Source organism: Novosphingobium sp. BL-S-33, from assembly GCF_056857025.1.
Window position 1 is genome coordinate 308,543 of record NZ_CM166475.1, and the last position, 15,301, is coordinate 323,843.

13 protein-coding genes and 1 riboswitch are annotated in these 15,301 nt (G+C 65.0%); of the genes, 8 read left to right on the top strand and 5 right to left on the bottom strand.

The features are described from left to right. The first annotated feature begins 17 nt into the window (after positions 1-17). The 6 genes from AC1VVM_RS18230 (at position 18) to AC1VVM_RS18255 (ending at position 6,327) form a co-directional block, all read left to right on the top strand. Positions 18-536: a helix-turn-helix transcriptional regulator gene (locus AC1VVM_RS18230; protein ID WP_482957012.1), complete on the top strand. Its 519-nt coding sequence runs from the start codon at positions 18-20 to the stop codon at positions 534-536. Beyond that, entirely contained in the window at positions 533-940 is a 408-nt protein-coding gene (locus tag AC1VVM_RS18235; protein WP_132386052.1) for a VOC family protein, read from the top strand. The genes AC1VVM_RS18230 and AC1VVM_RS18235 overlap by 4 nt, the downstream gene beginning before the upstream one ends. A gap of 68 nt (positions 941-1,008) precedes the next feature. After that, positions 1,009-2,115, top strand: coding sequence for an NAD(P)/FAD-dependent oxidoreductase (locus tag AC1VVM_RS18240; protein ID WP_482957013.1), 1,107 nt, complete (start codon positions 1,009-1,011; stop codon positions 2,113-2,115). A gap of 177 nt (positions 2,116-2,292) precedes the next feature. Further along, complete coding sequence (gene glsA, locus AC1VVM_RS18245; RefSeq protein WP_482957014.1) at positions 2,293-3,282, top strand: glutaminase A; 990 nt, start codon at positions 2,293-2,295, stop codon at positions 3,280-3,282. Between the two features lie 34 nt (positions 3,283-3,316). Then, complete coding sequence (locus AC1VVM_RS18250; RefSeq protein WP_482957015.1) at positions 3,317-4,942, top strand: MFS transporter; 1,626 nt, start codon at positions 3,317-3,319, stop codon at positions 4,940-4,942. Between the two features lie 71 nt (positions 4,943-5,013). After that, entirely contained in the window at positions 5,014-6,327 is a 1,314-nt protein-coding gene (locus tag AC1VVM_RS18255) for a hypothetical protein (RefSeq protein ID WP_482905218.1), read from the top strand. A 2-nt stretch (positions 6,328-6,329) separates the two neighbouring features. Here the strand turns inward: AC1VVM_RS18255 and pnuC are convergent, their stop codons facing one another. The 4 genes from pnuC to AC1VVM_RS18275 form a co-directional block, all read right to left on the bottom strand. After that, positions 6,330-6,911 (bottom strand): nicotinamide riboside transporter PnuC, encoded by a 582-nt coding sequence (gene pnuC, locus AC1VVM_RS18260; RefSeq protein WP_482905219.1) that lies wholly within the window; start codon positions 6,909-6,911, stop codon positions 6,330-6,332. Beyond that, complete coding sequence (locus AC1VVM_RS18265) at positions 6,911-8,041, bottom strand: phosphotransferase enzyme family protein (protein ID WP_482957016.1); 1,131 nt, start codon at positions 8,039-8,041, stop codon at positions 6,911-6,913. Before AC1VVM_RS18265 ends, pnuC begins: the two co-directional genes overlap by 1 nt. A 2-nt stretch (positions 8,042-8,043) precedes the next feature. Next, on the bottom strand, positions 8,044-10,335 hold the full coding sequence (locus tag AC1VVM_RS18270) for a TonB-dependent receptor (RefSeq protein ID WP_482957017.1): 2,292 nt from the start codon (positions 10,333-10,335) through the stop codon (positions 8,044-8,046). Positions 10,336-10,367: 32 nt separating this feature from the next. Then, positions 10,368-10,477: riboswitch (TPP riboswitch) on the bottom strand. A gap of 147 nt (positions 10,478-10,624) precedes the next feature. Next, complete coding sequence (locus tag AC1VVM_RS18275) at positions 10,625-10,843, bottom strand: hypothetical protein (protein WP_132386059.1); 219 nt, start codon at positions 10,841-10,843, stop codon at positions 10,625-10,627. A 311-nt stretch (positions 10,844-11,154) separates the two neighbouring features. Between AC1VVM_RS18275 and AC1VVM_RS18280 the strand changes: the two genes are divergently transcribed. Continuing rightward, positions 11,155-12,039 (top strand): BON domain-containing protein, encoded by an 885-nt coding sequence (locus AC1VVM_RS18280; RefSeq protein WP_482957018.1) that lies wholly within the window; start codon positions 11,155-11,157, stop codon positions 12,037-12,039. A 517-nt stretch (positions 12,040-12,556) separates the two neighbouring features. After that, on the top strand, positions 12,557-14,032 hold the full coding sequence (locus AC1VVM_RS18285) for a lipopolysaccharide biosynthesis protein (RefSeq protein WP_482957019.1): 1,476 nt from the start codon (positions 12,557-12,559) through the stop codon (positions 14,030-14,032). Here the strand turns inward: AC1VVM_RS18285 and AC1VVM_RS18290 are convergent. Next, positions 14,029-15,192: an acyltransferase family protein gene (locus AC1VVM_RS18290; RefSeq protein WP_482957020.1), complete on the bottom strand. Its 1,164-nt coding sequence runs from the start codon at positions 15,190-15,192 to the stop codon at positions 14,029-14,031. The genes AC1VVM_RS18285 and AC1VVM_RS18290 overlap by 4 nt on opposite strands. Between the last annotated feature and the right edge of the window lie 109 nt (positions 15,193-15,301).

Sequence of the window (15,301 nt, forward strand, 5' to 3'; positions counted from 1 at the left end):
ACGGCTAGGTTGGGTGCATGGCATCCGACCACCCCACAGGCGCGCGCCCTGCCTCCGCCAACTACCACGCCTTGCTGCTGCGCCGACTTCTGCGCGCCAAGGACGGCATGGATGCGCTGTCGCACGAGGATTGGCCGATCCAGAGGCTCGCCAGCGTCAGCGGCGTATCCGAAGCCCATTTCGCACGCTCGTTCCGGCAGGCCTTCGGCATGCCGCCGCACCGTTATCTGCTGACCCGGCGGATCGAGCGGGCCAAGGCCTTGCTCCGTGTCACCGATCTGGCCGTCACCGCGATTGCCTTCGAGACGGGCTGGAACAGTCTCGGCACTTTCGGGCGCACGTTTCGCGACGTGGTGGGGGAGAACCCGGGCGCCTTCCGGATCCGCGAACAGGCCGCGCTGGAGGGCTTCGGGCGCATTCCAGCCTGCTATCTCAGCGCGGCGCACCGGCCGAATCTCACCATAGCAGTTTTGGAGAAGCGCAGGCAGGAATGCAGCGATAAGTCAGCCGGGTCTCAAGCAATGGAGGTCCCATGAGTGATGCAATTCAGGTAGTCGGCCTATATGTCCGCGATCAGGACGAGGCCCACGAATTCTACGTCGGCAAGCTGGGTTTTCAGGTCCACACGGACCAGCGCAACGGCGACTATCGCTGGCTGACCGTGCAGCATCCGGAGCAGCCGTCGTTCCAGCTCGGCCTGTTCCGCCCGCAGGCGCCGATGCATGATCCAGCCACCGCGCAGGCACTGTGCGAGCTGGTGGCGAAAGGGGCGATGCCGCCTCTGGTCATGGCGGTTGACGATTGCCGCGCGACATATGCCCGGCTGCGCGAGCGGGGCGTCGAGTTCACGCAGGAACCCATCGCGCGCTACGGCAATGTCGATGCCAATTTCCGCGATCCGTCCGGAAACGGCTGGAAGATCATCCAGTCGGGCGCGTAATCCGCGGAAATTCCCGCATGCCTCGCAAAATGCGTTTCATGTTCCGCTACTTGGCCTAAAGTCGGCGGATGGATGAAGTCGGCGCGATTGTCGTAGGGGCGGGGGTGGTCGGTCTTGCGGTCGCGCGGGCACTGGCGCTTGCAGGTCACGAGGTGATGATCCTTGAGCGTGAGCGGCAGTTCGGCACGATTACGTCCTCGCGCAACAGCGGCGTGATCCACGCCGGGCTTTACTATCCCGATGGTTCCTTGAAAGCGGCGCTCTGCGTTGAGGGGCGCCGCCTTCTCTACGACTTTTGCGAGGAACGCGGCGTCCCTCACCGGCGCTGCGGCAAGCTCATCATCGCAGGCAGCGAGGAAGAATTCCTCGCGCTCGACGCCGTGATGGCACGCGGCGCGGCGGCGGGAGTGGACGATCTCGTGCGGCTCAACCCCGCAGAGGCCCGCGCGATCGAGCCGGAACTGAACTGCGCCGGGGCCATCCACTCGCCGTCCAGCGGCATCGTCGACCAGCACGAACTGATGCTGGCATTGCTGGGCGAGGCCGAAGCGCACGGGGCGATGCTGGTCTGCGATGCGCCGGTTACCGATGTGGCCCGAACCGGTTCAGGTTGGGAGGTGGAAATCGGCGACACGCGGCTGTCGGCACCGGTCCTTGTCAATGCCGCCGGGCTGGGCGCGCAGGCGCTGGCGCGGACGATCGAGGCGCTCGATCCGGCGCTGGTCCCGCCGCTGTTCTTCGCCAAGGGCTGCTATTTCTCCTATTCCGGGCGGGTTCCGTTCACGCGGCTGATCTATCCGGTGCCGGGGCCGGCCAGCCTCGGCACCCATTTCACGCTGGACCTTGGCGGACAGGCGCGGTTCGGTCCGGACATCCATTGGGTCGATGCGATCGACTATACTGTCGACCCAGCGCTGAAACCGGAATTCCTTGCGGCGGCCCGCCGGATCTGGCCGGAAGTCGAGGAGGAGCGCTTGCAGCCCGCTTATGCCGGAATCCGCCCCAAGCTGGCCGGGCCCGGCATGGCAACTGCGGATTTTGTGCTGCAAGGCGAAGAGGTTCACGGTCTTTCCGGCCTCATCAATCTGTTCGGGATCGAATCGCCGGGGCTCACCGCGTCGCTGGCGATTGCCGGGCGGGTGGCGGCGATGGTCGGGCCGCGCGCGTACGGCTGACGGATCTTGCTTTTAGGCCGTGCGAAGTCTGCCAATTTCGCATAAGCTGTTCCAGATACTGCCAATGTGCCGACAAATCGCAGGTACACGTCGGGCAGACACACGCTACGATCCAAGTACTCGATTCCCTGAATACCGACAGAACCCGTCCCCGGTTCACAGGCAGGATCCGATACCATGGAGGAAGAGGCAGGCACGCCGTTTGTTTCCACCGGGCACCTTCCTCCTTCGTCGCAGGTCCAGCGCCTGATCGAGCGGTCTTACGACCTGTTCCGGCACAATGACGATGGCGCCTGCTCGCAGACTTATCCGGCGCTTGCACGCGTTCCCCGCGAATTGTTTGGTCTCTGCATGGTAGGAACCGACGGTTCCGTTCACGCCGTGGGCGATGCCGATCATGACTTCACGATCATGAGCGTCTCCAAGCCGTTCGTTTTCGCCCTGGTGTGCCAGCAGATCGGACCGGCGGCGGCGCGGGACAGGATCGGCGTGAACGCGACCGGCTTTGCCTTCAATTCGGTAGTGCCGTTCGACATGAACGTCGATGGACGCACCAACCCGATGGTCAATTCCGGCGCCATCGCCACCACCAGTCTGGTGCCCGGCGCCACGGCGGAGGCGAAGTGGGCCTTCGTTCTGGACGGCCTTTCGGCATTTGCGGGACGGGAACTTACGCTGAACGCCGAAGTGCTGGCCTGCGCGCGCGAAACCAATCTGCGCAATCGCGGCATCGCGCAGCTCTTGCACAGCAACGGGCGCGTCTATTGCGATCCGATGGAGGCGCTGGACATCTACACGATGCAGTGCGCGCTCGATGTTACGGCGAGGGACATTGCGGTGATGGGCGCCACGCTTGCCGACGGGGGTGTCAATCCGGTGACCCGCAGGCGCGTCGCCGACCAGATGACGTGCCATTACACTTTGGCCGTAATGGCGACGGCGGGGCTCTACGAAACCTCGGGAGACTGGCTCTACGAAATCGGCCTGCCGGGAAAGAGCGGCATCGGCGGCGGCCTCGTGGCGGTATCGCCGGGCAAAGGCGGGCTCGGGACATTCTCCCCGCTGCTGGACCCGGCGGGAAACAGCGTGCGCGGCCAACTCGCGGCGAAATACCTGTCCGGGCAGCTTGGAATGGACCTGTTTCTTTCGTCCGGGCCCGAAAACTAGGGCTCGTCTCGTCTCTCGCAGCAAAGGAGTGCATATGACCGACGCGCCGCCGAGGATCGATCAGGACGAAAAGCGATCATGGGTCCCCATGGTCGCGATTGCGCTGGCGCAGGCGATGATGTCCTACAATGTGGCGTCGCTGCCCGTCGCGATGGGCGGGATGGTCGAATCCTTCGGCGTGCCGCCCACCACGGTGGCGACCGGAATTGTCATGTATTCCTCGATCGTGGCCGGTTTCGTGATGCTGGGCGCGAAGCTCAACCAGCGGTTCGGCTCGGTGCTCATTTTCCGCACCATGGTAATCCTGTTCGGGCTGGCACAACTGGTAATGACGCTGAGCCCATCGGCCAGTTTCATGATCTTCGCGCAGGCGCTCAGCGGGGCGGCGGCAGCGGTACTCGTTCCCGCGCTGGTGGCGCTGATCGCGGAGAATTACCGGGGCGTGCAACAGGCAACCGCGCTGGGTACGTTGGGATCGGCGCGGGCAGGAGCGGGCGTCTCGGCATTCCTGATCGGCGGTTTTCTCGGCACGAATTTCGGATGGCGCCCGGCTTTCGCGCTCATGGTCATCCTGGCCGTGGTGATCTTCCTGCTGAGCTTTCGCCTGCGCAAGGACAAGGGCGATCCCGATATCCGGATCGACGGCGTCGGCGTGGTGCTTGCCGCTGCATCGATCCTGTCGATCACGTTCGGCCTCAACAATCTCAACGGGTGGGGCACTGTGACGGCGACCCCCAATGCCCCGTTTGCGGTGCTGGGCCTGTCACCCGCGCCGTTCCTGATCCTTGTGGGCGTGGTGCTTGGCCAGACCTTCTTCCATTGGACCCGCCGGCGGGAACGGGCCGGGCAGACGCCCTTGCTGGCGCTGGCCGTCATCGATTCACCGCTGGAGCGCGCTGCGGTCTACGCCATGTTCGCGGTGGTCGCACTGGAAGCGATGCTGAATTTCACGATTCCGCTCTACATCCAGATCGTGCAGGGCCGTTCGGCCTGGGCGACAACCGTGGCGATGCTGCCGTTCAACCTGACGGTGTTCTTCGCCGCGATTCTTGTCGTGCGTTTCTACAAGCGGCTTACCCCGCGCACGATCGGCCGATTGGGCTTTTGCTTCTGCACCGCCGCGCTGCTTTGGCTGGCCTTCGTGGTTCGTAACGACTGGAGTTCGGGGCCGGTGCTGATCGGGCTTGTGGCTTTCGGAATAGGGCAGGGCGCGCTGGTAACGCTGCTGTTCAACGTGCTGGTCACGGCTTCTCCCGCGTCGCTGGCGGGCGACGTGGGCGCCTTGCGCGGCACGACGAACAATCTGGCCAGCGCCGTGGGGACGGCCGTCGCCGGGGCGCTGCTGGTCGCGCTGCTCAGCGCGACTGTCATGACCCGCCTGGCCGGAAGCCCCATTCTGACGGAGGAGGTGGCCTCGGAGCTTGACCTTGGCAACATCAACTTCGTGAGCAACGATCATCTCGAAACCGTTCTGGCAGATACCACCGCCTCGCCAGAGCAACGTGCGAAGGCGCTGCTCATCAATACCGAGGCGCGGCTCTGGGCGCTCAAGGTCGGGCTGCTGCTGATGGCGGGGATCGCGTTCCTGGGGATCGTGCCGGCGGGTCGCCTGCCCGATTACCTTGAGGGTGAAGTTCCCGATCCATCGCCGGATTCCTGACTGCGCGCTTCCCCGCCGCGATATCTGCGCGCCCGGATTGCGCAGGGGCCTGAACATGGCGAGATGAGGGCATGACGATACCTCCTCTCGACCATGTCGAAGGCGACGCGACCGGGCTGACGATCCCCGCGCATACGGCGGCGCTCACGGCGGCGGGCCCTCGGTTCCTGACAAAGGCCATGCGCGCCTTCGGCGTGCTGGGGCCAGACAATGCCGTTCGCGAGATCGTCCGGATCGAGCCTTGCGCGGGCGGCAGCACGGGAGAGAAGTGCTTCCTGTCAGTCACGTACGAGCAGCCCGATCCCGCGCTCCACAGTGAGCTTTTCGTGAAGTTCTCGCGCGATTTCTCGGATGCCGGGCGCGACAATCGCGGCAAGCATGAGATGGTCGGCGAAGTCCGCTTCGCCCGCTATGCCGCGCGCCATCCCCTGCCGGTACCCACGCCCAGGACCTACTTCGCCGACTATAACGCGGCGAGCCACACGGGCATGCTGATGACCGAGACGATCCCCTTCGGCTATGCCGGTATCGAGCCGCAGCACCAGAAATGCATGGATCATCTGCTGGGCGAGCCGCTTGCGTACTATCGCGTGATCGTGGAGGCTCTGGCCCGGATCGCGGCGATCCAGTGCCGGGCGGACGAGGCATCCGCCATCGAGGCGGTGTTCGCTTACGACGCGCAGGCTCTGGTCGACTCGACCGGGCTGCAGATCACGGCGAGCGAGGACGAACTCGGCAAGAAGCTGGCCGAACTGGCCGCTTTCGCAGAGGAGTGCGGACATTTGTTGCCCGCAACTTTCGCCTCGGAAACCATCGCCAAGATCGCCCGCGAGGCGCCGGCATTCCTGCGTCGGCAGGAGGCGATTAGCCGATTTCTGACGCAGCCCGGACCGCTGATCGCGCTGTGTCACTGGAACGCCAATATCGACAATTGCTGGTTCTGGCGCGACCGGGAGGGGCAATTGCGCTGCGGGTTGATGGACTGGGGCAATGCCGGCCAGATCAACCTCGCCTTCGCGCTCTGGGGCTGCCTGAGCGGCGCGCCTTCAGAGATCTGGATCGATAATCTCGACGAATTGCTCGGCCATTTTGCCGCCACTTATAAGGCTGCGAGCGGTGCAGAGATCGACGCGGACGAACTGCTGCTCAACTTGCAGCTCTACATCAGCTTCATGGGGCTATCCTATTTCCTCGACAGCCCGGCGCGCATCCGGGCGCGGACGCCCGATTTGCACAATGCCCGCAGCTATCGAGACCCGCTGGTCACGCAAGATCAGAGCACGCGCAACCAGCTTCACATGCTGGGCAATGTGCTGACCGTGTGGCAGCGCTTCGGTCTTGGCGCGAATGCCTTGCCGAAACTGCCGGAGAATGCCGGTTCTTAGACTTACTCGGCGGGCAGGTCAGCAGCCATGGGGCGCCGGGCCTGCTGCCAACGCTGGTAACCCAGCACGGCAAGTGCGACCATCGCCGCATAGAGCCCCGCCGTCAGCCACAAGCCCTTGAAAACGAACATCCCGACATAGAGCACGTCCGCCACGATCCACAGCAGCCAACTGGCCGAATGCCGCCGCGCCGTCCAGTACTGGGCGACAAGGCTGAAGCTGCTCAGCGTCGAATCCATCCAGGGCAGCGCCGCGTCGGTATAGTGGCTGGTGAACCAGCCGATGGCGACCGCGCCCACGGCGCCTGCCGCCAACCCTACGCAGGCCTGCAAGGGAGGCAGCGGCTCCACGACGACTTCTCCGGCATCGTGCTTCCCCCGCGCCCAGACCGCCCAGCCGTAGAGGATGGCAATGCCGAACAGGGCTTGCAGCACCATGTCGGCATAGAGTCGGACATCAAGGAACAGCTTGAAGTAGAGCGCACAGGCGAGAAGGCTGACCGGCCAGCACAGCATCCAGCGTTTGGCGGTCAGCCAGATCCCGAGGAAGCTGACGACGACGGCGATGATTTCCAGTGCCGACATCAGGCGAGTGCTCCGTTTTCCAACGCCATCAGGAAGTCCCGGCCCGGCGGGGAGCGGAACCATTCCGCGTGATCGACAAGATAGTCCTGCCACGCCAGCATCGCCTGATCGCCATCGCCCAGAATACCGGCGAAATAGTCGATCTCCGATAGCGCGAATTCCACATGCACGAGCGGCAGCAGGCGGACGAGAGTCTCGATTTCGGCGCGGGTTAGCGGCAGCACCGTCTGATAGCCCGCAAGGAGCGCAAGGGCGGCTCCCGCATCGGCCGCGCCTTTGCCCAGTTCCAGCCACGGAACTGCGGTGCGCTCGATGGCGGTGGCCAGATCATGGAGCGCACAGGTCCGCGTCGCCAGCCCGAAGTCGATCACCGTGCTCACCGTGCCCTCGGGCGACCAGAGCAAGTTCGAGGGGTGCCAGTCGTTATGCGTCCAGAGCGACGGCTGGCTCTCCAGCCGTTCGGCCAGTCCGCTGCCCAGCATCGCGAACAGGAGGGCCAGTTCCTCGCGCCACGGCATGTTCGCAAGGAACCCGGCGATCGCCGGACGGGCGGCCACATAGGCCTCGGCCGCCGCCAGAGGATCGCGCGAGGGCACGATAGTGAAGCTCGCGATCAGCGGATGGCGCCCGCGCGCAGGCGCCGCGAAATCGCGCGCGGCCAGATGCAGCCGCCCCAGCGCCGCGCCCGCCTCATGGGCGTGGTCGTGCGAGAGGAACGGCGTCCACGATTGCCGGTCGCGATAAAGATCGATGCCGGGCGCCTTGCGGTGGAGTTCGTAGCTCCAGTCCCCCTGCATGACCGCGCCCGAGCCGTCCGACGCCGCCATGACTTCCGGCACCGTCACGCCTGCAGACCGCAAGTGGGCCATGAAATCGTGCTCTTCCGCCAGCGCGAGCGGGGTGCGTAGCCGCCGGTGGTGGCGCTTGAGCAGGAACTCCCCTTCGCTCGCCTGCACCAGTGTCGCCGCCGAGAACGGGCGCGGCGAGTGCCAGTGCAGTGCGGCGAGGCGCCCGGCGGCCGGGAAATGGGCGAGGATCGCCTCGGCCTCGGCCCCCGTGATGGCGGGCCAGTCCGGTGTCTCCAGATCCATGCCCATGCCATGCACGAGATGGGGCGCCGCGCCGCTCATGGTCAGAACGCGCGCGAGAGCGTCACCACGAAGGCGCGCCCGCTTCCGATATAATAGGCCGGCGCGAAGCCGGAGATGAGCGTGCCGTTGCGGCCAAACGTGTCCTGCGCATTGCTGCTGACGGTCTGGACGCCGGAGAGCACATGCGGGTTGGTCACGTTGATCGCATTGAGGCGCAGGTCCATGCGCTGGGCATCGATCAGCCCGGCCAGATGCACGCCGACCGAGAGATCGAGCGTGGCATAGCCCTTGATGCTCTCGTCGTTCATGAACGTCGAATACTGGCGTCCGACATACTTGAGCGCGGTGCTGCCGAACAGGCGTCCGTCGTCGTACGTGCTGCCCATGCCGAACTGGAACGAGGGGCTCGATACGGCGCGCTTGCCCTTGGTCGGCAGGAAGTCGCCGCCGACGGGAAGGTCGTCGTCCAGCCGCGCGTGGAGATATTCGCCCGAGACATAGACGCTGACGCCCTTGGCCGGGCGATAGTCGATTTCGCCGTCCAGACCGTAGGACGTCTGGCTGCCCGCATTGATCGTCGAGTTGACCAGCGCCCCGCCGTTGTCGATCACGGTCGCCACCTGCCGGTTGCGGAAGTGATAGTGGAAGGCCGTCAGCGAGAACGACAGGCTGGGGCCGATGTAGCGATAGCCCAGTTCCTCGGAGACCGAATACTCGTTCTTGAGCGCGTTCGTGCCCTGGCTGACGAGTTCATCGCCGTAATAGGTGTCGTAGAGCGTGAACTCGTTCGGCGAGCGGAAATTGGTGGTGACGTTGGCGAAGATTTGCTGGCGGTCGTCCAGCCGGTAATGCACGGCGGCGCGGGGCAGCGCGGCAGAGCTGTTCAGACGCACTTTCTGCTGCGGGCCGGGCAGGTAATTGTCGCCGTTGCGCAGTACGTTCACGCCCTTGAAGCCGATCTCCACGCCAAGGCGCGGGGTGATCGTGATGCTGTCGGCCAGGAAGAAGCCCTTGGTCACCGTTTCGGTGCGGATGTTCTCGTAAGCGAGCAGGCGGCCGTCGGCGGTCCGGATCGCGTTGGCCTGTCGGCCCCACGGGTCGGTCGGACGGCCGTCCGCATCGATGGAGGTGTAGGACTGGCTGACGCGGTCGGTGCCGTAATCGAACCAGAGCCCGGCGGTGAACCGGTGCGCGCCCGTCTCAAGGGTCAGCTTGCTGACATTGCCGCCGCGAAACTGGTTGCCGGTGTAATTGCCGAGCACGGTGGCGACGCCGTCCACGGCGCCGGGCAGCGCGATCGGCTGCGTCAGTTCCTCGGTGCCGAGGAAGTTGCCGGTCTCGGTCAGCTGCGTGCCGTAGGGCGAATTGCCGTATCCGAACTGGAGGTAGCCGGTGCTGTCGAAGGTCAGCGCATCGCTCAGCTTGAGATGCAGCGGCGCGGCGACATAGAAGTTGCGGAACGGGCTGCGATAGAGGCGCCAGTAATTGGTGTCGCCGTCGGTATAGCGCTTGTCGTAATTGAAGCTGCGCCCGTATTCCTGCCACTCGGCCAGCGTGGGGCTGGGATAGGTCGATGTCTTGGCCTCGTTGAAGGACAGGGCGATGCTGGCGCGGTTGCCGTCGCCCCATTCGCCCAGCAGCTTGGCGTCGACGTGCTGGCGCGTGTCGTAGCCGGCACCGCGCCAGTTATCCGCGCGGTTGTTCGAATAGGAGACGAAGGCCTTGAGCCCGCTGTTGCCGATCTCGCCGCTGTCCAGCCGAGCAAACACGCGCCGTTCGTTGTAGGAACCGAGCGAGAGATTGACCAAGCCGCCGCGCTGCGCCTTGGGATCGTCCAGCGACAGCGAGAGCAGGCCGCCCGCCGTGCCCACCAGCGGGGCATCGATATCGACCGCGCCTTGCGCGAGCGAAATCTGCCGCACGTTCTCGGCATCGGCGAACTGCGAGGGATAGGCATAGTAATAGCCGATGTCGTTCTGCGGCGCGCCTTCCATCAGGACGCCGATCTCGTCCTGCCCCAGTCCGCGCAGGGTCAGGCTGGAACTGGTCGACAGGCCATAGGGATCGCTCGACGAGACATTGGCGCCGGGCAGCAGATTGACCAGCTGGAACGCGTTCAGCGTCGGCGCCTGCTTGACGATGAAGTCGGCCGAGATCGCGCTGATGGCCTTGGGCGCGGTCTGGTCCGGCAGCAGGCCTTCGGGATCGGGGTGGCCGACGACCTGGATGTCGCGGGGATTGGCATCGCCTGCCTCGGCCGCCGCCGGGGTCGCGAGAAGCAAAGCCGGGAACGCCAGCGCCGCTCCCCCGAAATACGTAAAACCACCGGCCATCGTCTCGTATCCACTCCACATGGAGAGACAACGGACGCACCGCCATCCCTCCCTACGCCGGTATCAACCGGATCAGGTTCAGCGGGTCGCGGCCTGTTGACCACCTCTCAGCCGCACGTCAGCGGCCCCCCGGGGAAAGGGGCCCTCTAGGCGGTCGGATGCGAAGAGGGAAGTCTTATTGAAGGGAGACGGTGCACATCGCCTTCGCGGCGCGCACGAAGGGCCGAGCTGGAGACGGACTTCCGGCCCGGCCTTTTGCCGTGCAGTTTACAGTGCTTGGATGGGGTTTTCAGTAGGCGGAGAGAAACCGCGCGGACTGCATGGGGCCACCGGCGCCTTCACGGCGGATGGTGCAGAGCTTGCGGGCGCCCTGCCAGAGTTCGGCGGTGCACTTGGCGGCTTTGCGGTGCGCCACGATCAGCGCTTCGGCCAGATCGCTGGCGCCAAAATCGAGGCGCCGCGCGCCTCCGTTCCCGTCGTCCAGGAACTTCAGGGTATAGATCTTCATCCAGACTCCTCCATCCGCGCGGGGCGTTCGCTCCTTGTCGCGGAGCATGCGTTTAGCGCCTCAGCGCGTCATTTCCGAGACACTCCTAGCCGACTTGCGGCGGGCTGTTTCGAAAGAACGATCTCCCGATCGAACCCCCGAGAGAAGCCGAATGCCTGCGACAGACCTGCGACAGAATCATCAGTTTGGGCGGCGGACAGTGGATAGGAATGCCGTTTGTTTCGTTTCCTTGATGGAGCGCAGTGTGCGGCGTGGGGCGAGAGTTCGCGCCGCGAACATCGCGCCGAGCGCAGCGATCAAGGAGAGCACCGATGAACCGACGCGATTCGAGCACCCGCGGTCAGCAACCGGGCGGGTATCAAGGAGATGAAGGCCGCTGGGACGTGCCGCGACAGGCAGGGCAGTGGCAGGACGGGCCTTCCCGTCAGGCCGGCGGTTTCCGGGATCAGGACGACAACAATCGCCCCGCCCCGCCCGACCCGGAAGGGCGGTATATTCCCGATCCGCGTACCGATATCGATGACGGCGGCTTTGCCAGTCGGCTTGGGCCGGATTACCCATATCCGTCGGACCCGCGCGCGGCCTATGGCAGGGGCGATCAGCGGCCCAGGGATGTGGAATATCCGATCCACAACTTCGACGGCGCTTCCGGCGATACGTTCTCCAGCTTCACCAGCGGCGACTATGGCGGACACGATAACTACGTACGCCATGGCGGTATCGGCGGCGGGTTCGGGGGCGGCATGCACCCCAGCAATAGCTACCGCCCGACATTCGGCTTTTCGCGCGACGACTATGGCGACTGGCGCGAATATGGCGAACGGCGCGGCTTCCTGAAGCGTGCGGGGGACGAGATCGCCAGCTGGTTCGGCAATGAGGAAGCCGCGCACCGTCGCCACGTCGATCATCGCGGTCGCGGGCCGAGCGACTTTACCCGCTCGGACGAGCGCATTCGCGAGGATGTGCATGACAGCCTCACCAACGACTGGCGCGTCGATGCCAGCCGCGTGAGGGTTACCGTGGCAGACGGCGAAGTGACGTTGGATGGCACGGTGGACAGCCGTGCCGAAAAGCGCCGGGCGGAGGACCTCACGGATGAGGTATCGGGCGTGCGCCATGTGCAGAACAACTTGCGCGTGGGACCGGGCACGATCGGGTCGGGTTCGGCCTTTTCGGATCCCGATGGAACGCTCTGAACTTCGCTGCGCTTTTTGTGCAGCCGGAAAGGGGAGCCGTGATGGCTCCCCTTTTTTTAGCGTGGTGAAGGCCGGACCCCACCTACTTGGTCAGCAAGATATCGGCCCCGCAAAATATCCCGTCATCCCCGCGAAGGCGGGGATCCCGCTTCCTTGCGCAAAAACGAGAGGTCGCGAAGGGAGCGGGGCCCCCGCCTTCGCGGGGGCGCCGACGCTGTGGATGCAAACGGATCTTGCCGTTGAGACGGGTCTGGTATCCGACGCCATGCACTGGGCGACCTGGAAAATAACCCAAAAGCACCCGCCCGGTCTCTTTGAGCCTCGCTCCGGAGCCGCCGTTATCCCGATGCGCCGCCATATGCAGGCGGTTTGGGCCATTGGAGTGATGGTGCTGCGGTGCAGCACTAGGTACGCTGTCTGCCGTTGAACTGCCTTGCGGGGTTGCAGCGAAAGGTGGCCATCATGATCCCATTGCCAAAGCACCGATTGCGAACGGCCACAGGCGGATAGCCGGGGGATGGCACAGTCTCACGAAATCGGCCGACATGCCGCCCGGGGGCTGGCATCGACTGCCGTCGCCCAATTCGTCAAGGTGGTGGGGACGATGGCGACCACCATCGTCGTCGCCCGGATTCTATCGCCTTCCGACTATGGCGTCGCCGCAATGGTGGCGCCGCTGACGGGTCTGGTGCTCACGTTCCAGAACCTCGGCTTCACGCAGGCGGTGGTGCAGACGCGCGAACTCGACAACGAGCATTCCAACGCGCTGTTCTGGCTGAACGTACTCGTCTCGATCGTGGCGGCTCTGGCGATGGTGGCGCTGGCGCCGCTGGCAGGCGCGTTCTACAGCGATGCGCGCGCCGGATACGTCACGGCGGCGACGGGCCTGACCATTCTTGTCACCGGCCTCAAGCTCCAGCATCAGGCACTGCTCAACCGAGAGATGCGCTTCCACGCCCTCAGCATCAACGACATCGTCGTTTCGATACTGACCTTCGTGCTGACGACCATCGCGGCGCTGATCCTGATGAGCTATTGGGCGATCTGGCTGGGCATTTTCCTCAATGCCGTGGTCAGTACGGCGATGATGTGGCGGGCCTGCCGATGGCGCCCGCGCCTTGGCGCGTCGTTTGCCGGAGTGCGCCACCTCGTGGTGTTCGGGGCGAACCTGACCGGCTTCAACCTCGTCAACTTCTTCGCGCGCAACCTCGACAACGTCATCATCGCCAAAGTGCACGGCGCCGACGCGGTGGGTCTCTATGATCGCAGCTATAAACTGATGCTGTTCCCGCTCCAGAACATCAACCAGCCGCTTGCCCGCATCATGCTTCCGGTGCTCAGCCGCGTCCGCGACGAGCCCGAACGCTACCGCCGTGTCTACGAACTGGCGCTGCGCGCGCTGGCGCTGGGATCGATGCCGGGCATACTCGCGGCGGCAATCTGCTCGGACCGGCTGATTCCCTTCCTGCTCGGCCCGCGCTGGGCGGCAGCGAGTCCGATCTTCTTCTGGCTGAGCCTCACCGCCATCGTGCAATGTGTGCCGAACACCACCGCATGGCTCTACATCAGCAGCGGGAACACCCGGCGCATGATGTACTGGGGGATCTTTTCCAGCACTGTCAGCATCGTCAGCTTCATCATCGGCGTGCGCTGGGGCGCGGCGGGCGTGGCGCAGGCCTATTTCATCGGACAGCTTGCCACTGCGCCGTTGCTCTATCGCTATGCCACACTGGGCACGCCGGTCACGCAGCGGTTCATGTATTTCGTCCAGTTGCCCTCCCTGCTCGGAGGGCTGTTCGCCTGGGGCGTGGTCTCGCTTGTCGGGCAGGGCTTGCCGACCGCTGCGGTGATCGCGATTGCGCTGGTGGCGAGCTATTGCGGTGCGGCCGCCGCGCAGGCCTGCACGCCGGGTGGCCGACAGGCGATGGCCGCGATGCTGCGGCAGGCGGCAAACATTCTGCCGGAGCGTTTCCGCCCGCTGCGCAGCGGTTAGGCAGGCCCTTCCGGCTGCGGGACGGCCGGGTGAGGGGGACTGGGCTCGCTGCGCCGGGGGACTACTCCGGCGAACAGGAAATTCAGCATCGGCACCCGCCGGATCGCCTGCCAGATCGTGAATGCGGCAAGGAACGTGGCCACGCTGATGAGCGACCATTCGACCCAGACCCCCCACTGCACGCGGTAGCCTGCGATAGTGAGAGCTATCGCGATCGGCAGGTGGAACAGATAGACCACCAGCGAGGAATCGACCACGGTCCGGATCGCTGCGCTCTCGCGGTGGAAGAACGTCCGGCCCAGCCCGACCAATGACTGGGCCCAGCCGAGCGCGGCGAAACCGCCGAAGGTGCGCTCCATCAGCCAGGTCCGGTGATGATCGGCATGGACTGCAACACCCGTGGCAAGCAGGGTCAGCACGATAATGGCGATGCGCGGCCGGTCGAAGGCGGCGCGCACCGCCGGCGCGCGGTGGAGGACCATGCCAATGATGTAGAAGGGCAAAGCAGCCAGAAAGTCGGCCAGCCGGAGCAGGCCTTGCAGAATGTCCGTTTCGCTCATCATTGTGCGCGCCATTCCAAGAACAAGCCCGCAGTAAGCGGCAACGCCTATGCCGACGACGATGAAGAACAGCGTGAACCGCCTTGTCGTCAGTTCATCCCAGTGCCGTGGGACGGACAGCGTGCGCAGCGGCGGATGGATCGTGCAGGCCAGCGCCGTCAGCGATTGCAGATAGAGCAGCACGGCAAGGAACCACAGGTGTCGCAGGACGGTGCCGGTGGTGGGATAGAGCGCGCGAAGGCCGGTGAGGTCTCCCACGCGTACTGAGGCGGCGAGCAGGTTCAGGACCGGAACGATGGTCACCAGCGAAACGGCAAGGGGAACGCCGATCCGCACCAGCCGCCCGCGCAGCCAACTCCGCGCGTCCCGGCGTGCAAGCAGAAGCGCGCTGAAATAGCCGGCGATCAGGAAGAAGGCCGGCATCCGGAAGATATGGATGACATGGGCGATGTCCGTCATCAGCGGATCGCCTTCCATCACCGGCACCATCCATGCGCGCCCGGGCCGATAGGCCAGCGCGACGTGGTAGGGGATGCCCAGCAGCATCAGCCCGCCCCTGACTGCGTCCCAATGATGCTCTCGCGAAGGTGGCATGGACATGGGCGGCCCTTGTGCGGGGGGAACGGATGGCGGACCTGCCCATGCTCTGCATATCCGCGTCCGGGCGCAATCACTCTAAAGGAGAGGGGTAAAGAGCCGAACGGGGCCG